At 68.2% G+C, this 3230-nt stretch carries 3 protein-coding genes; all 3 read left to right on the plus strand.

The annotated features are described in order from the left end of the window. A partial coding sequence (gene ahbB / locus ACR2JA_RS00965) for a siroheme decarboxylase subunit beta (RefSeq protein ID WP_434007271.1) occupies positions 1 to 406 on the plus strand: 406 nt, incomplete at its 5' end. A gap of 5 nt (positions 407 to 411) precedes the next feature. Then, positions 412 to 1641: a heme d1 biosynthesis radical SAM protein NirJ gene (gene nirJ / locus ACR2JA_RS00970; RefSeq protein ID WP_434007272.1), complete on the plus strand. Its 1230-nt coding sequence runs from the start codon at positions 412 to 414 to the stop codon at positions 1639 to 1641. A gap of 73 nt (positions 1642 to 1714) precedes the next feature. Continuing rightward, the coding region (locus ACR2JA_RS00975; protein ID WP_434007274.1) for a cytochrome D1 domain-containing protein at positions 1715 to 3230 on the plus strand (1516 nt) is incomplete at its 3' end.

Raw genomic sequence — 3230 nt, forward strand, 5'->3', positions numbered from 1 at the left:
AGCCATCGGCGCCACCCTGGGCATCAGCGGCGAACAGGTGCGCGAGCGCCTGCAGGCCATGCTGGACGCCGGGCTGATCCGGCGCATCGGCGCCGTGCCCAACCACTACCGCCTGGGCTTCACCGCCAACGGCATGAGCGTCTGGGACGTGGCCGATGACCGCGTCGATCAACTCGGTGAACAGATCGGCCAGCTGCCCTTCGTGAGCCACTGCTACCGCCGCCCGCGCCGCGCCCCGGTCTGGAACTACAACCTGTTCGCCATGTTGCACGGCCGCTCGCGCGAAGAGGTCGAGGACCAAGCGCAGCAATTGGCGGCCCTGCTCGGCGACGCCTGCCGGGCACACGACATCCTTTACTCGACAGCCATCTTGAAAAAGACCGGGCTGCGGATTTCCGAAAGCTGAGAACCATGTTCCGCATCAGCCAGTACCTGCGCGAACTCGCGCAAGCCGAACAGACCGGGCAATGGCCCGCCGCCAGCCGCCGTGGGTCGGGCACAGCGCCCGGACCTGTGGTCATCTGGAATCTCATCAGGCGCTGCAACCTCACCTGCAAACATTGCTACGCCCTGTCCGCCGACCACGACTACGCGGGCGAGCTGAACTGGCGCGAGGTCTGCACCGTGATGGACGACCTCCAGGCCTTCCACGTGCCGGTGCTCATCCTTTCCGGTGGCGAGCCGCTGATGCGGCCGGACCTCTTCGACATCGCCGAGCGCGCCAAGCGCATGGGCTTCTACACCGGCCTGTCCACCAACGGCACGCTGATCGACCGCCCCATGGCCGACCGCATTGCAGCACAGCGCTTCGACTACGTGGGCATCAGCCTGGACGGTCTGCGCGACACACACGACAAGTTCCGCCGGCTCGAAGGCGCCTTCGACCGCAGCCTGGTCGCCTTGCGACTGCTGCGCGAGCGCGGCGTGAAGGTCGGTCTGCGCTACACCATGACCGCGCTCAACGCCCACGACTTCGCGCCGCTGCTCGACCTGATGCGCGCCGAGCGGGTCAACAAGTTCTATTTCTCGCACCTCAACTACGCCGGTCGCGGCAACATCCACCGCGGCAAGGACGCGCAGTTCCAGTCCACCCGCGACGCGCTGGACCTGCTGTACGAACGCGCCTGGCAGGCCGCGCGCGACGGCTTGGACGAGGAGTACGTGACCGGCAACAACGACGCCGACGGGCCCTACCTGCTGCAGTGGGTGGCGCAGCGCTTCCCGCGCTGGACCGAGGCCCTGCGCGAACGCCTGGTGACCTGGGGCGGCAACGCCAGCGGCGTCAACGTGGCCAACATCGACAACCTCGGCGAAGTCCACCCCGACACCATGTGGTGGCACCACGCGCTGGGCAATGTGCGCCAGCGCCCGTTCTCGCAGATCTGGATGGACACGTCCGACCCGCTCATGGCCGGGCTCAAGGCCAGCCCGCGCCCGGTCGAAGGCCGCTGCGCACAGTGCCGGCACTTCGCCATCTGCGGCGGCAACACCCGCACGCGCGCCCAGCAGCTCACCGGCAACCCCTGGGCCGAAGACCCGGGCTGTTACCTCACGGACGAGGAGATCGGCCTGCCGGAGGGGTCTGCCGCGACCGCCCCGCGCCGCGCCACCATCCTGCTGCAGGAGGTGGACCATGCGTGAACAACCCTCCAGCCGCTGGACCGAACTCCTGGCCGACCTGGCCCGCGCCACGCTGGTGGCCGGCCTGTTCTGGATGGGCCTGGACATGGCCGCCGCGCAGGCCGCCGCGCCAGCGCCCCAGGCCTCGGTCACCCCTGCCGCGCTGTACCAGCAGCACTGCGCGGTCTGCCATGGCGAACAGCGCACCGGCGCCATGGGCCCGGCCCTGCTGCCCGAAAGCCTGGAACGCCTGCGCCCGGCCGAAGCGCTCAAGGTCATCCAGCAGGGCCGCCCCGCGACGCAGATGCCCGGTTTTGCCCAGCAACTGAGTGCCGAGGAGATCGGTGCGCTGGCAGCCCACATCCGTACCCCGGTGCTGCCCATGCCGCGCTGGACCGAGGCCGACATCCGCGCCTCGCGCACGTTCAACGCACCGCCGGCCAACGAGCCCGCGAAGCCGCTGTGGAGCGCCGACCCCATGAACCTGTTCGTGGTGGTGGAGGGTGGCGACCACCACATCAGCCTGCTCGACGGCGACCGGTTCGAGGTCATCACCCGCTTTGCCAGCCGCTTCGCGCTGCACGGCGGCCCCAAGTTCACGCCCGACGGCCGCTACGTGTTCTTCGGTTCGCGCGACGGCTGGATCACCAAGTACGACCTCTGGCGCCTGCGTGTGGTGGCCGAGGTGCGCGCCGGCCTGAACATGCGCAACGTGGCCGTGAGCGGCGACGGGAAGTGGGTCATGGCGGCCAACTACCTGCCGCACAGCGTGGTGCTGTTCGACGCCGACCTGAACCTGCGGAAAACCTATGCCGCCGCCACGCTGGACGGCAAGGCCACGTCACGCGTGTCGGCCGTGTACGACGCCACGCCGCGCAACAGCTTCGTGGTCGCGCTCAAGGACATTCCCGAGCTCTGGGAAATCTCCTACGACCCGAAGGCTGATCCGATCTACGACGGCCTGGTGCACGACTACAAGATGGGCGAAGCGATCGCCAAGCCTGGCTTCCTGGGCGTGCGCCGCACGCCGCTGGACGAACCGCTGGACGACTTTTTTTTCGACCAGAGCTATCGCCACGCACTCGGTGCCACCCGTCCGAAGACGGGTGATGGCGCGGCCACCGCGCAGGTGGTCAACCTCGACGCCCGCCGCAAGATCGCCGACCTGCCCATCGCCGGCATGCCGCACCTGGGCTCGGGCATCACCTTCGCCTGGAACGGCAGATCCGTGCTGGCCTCGCCGAATTTGAAGGGCGGCGCCATCGACGTGATCGACATGAAGACCTGGAAACCGGTCGCCACCATTCCCACGCCCGGCCCCGGCTTCTTCATGCGCAGCCACGAGAACAGCCGCTACGCCTGGACCGTCTCGATGATGAGCCCCACCGCCAAGGACACCATGACCCTCATCGACAAGACCACGCTGCAGCCCGTGGCCACGGTGCGGGAGCCGGGAAAGACCCTGGCCCACATCGAGTTCACCAAGGACGGCCAGTACGCGCTGGCCAGCGTCTGGGAAATGGACGGCGCGCTCATCGTCTACGACGCCGCCACCCTAAAGGAAGTCAAGCGCCTGCCCATGAGCAAGCCGGTGGGCAAGTACAACGTGT

This window comes from Hydrogenophaga sp. (genome assembly GCF_051007235.1).
GTDB lineage: Bacteria > Pseudomonadota > Gammaproteobacteria > Burkholderiales > Burkholderiaceae_C > Hydrogenophaga.

Coding starts and splice junctions, on each gene's coding strand:
- nirJ (WP_434007272.1), top strand. CDS start 412: ATGTTCCGCATCAGCCAGTACCTGCGCGAACTCGCGCAAGCCGAACAG.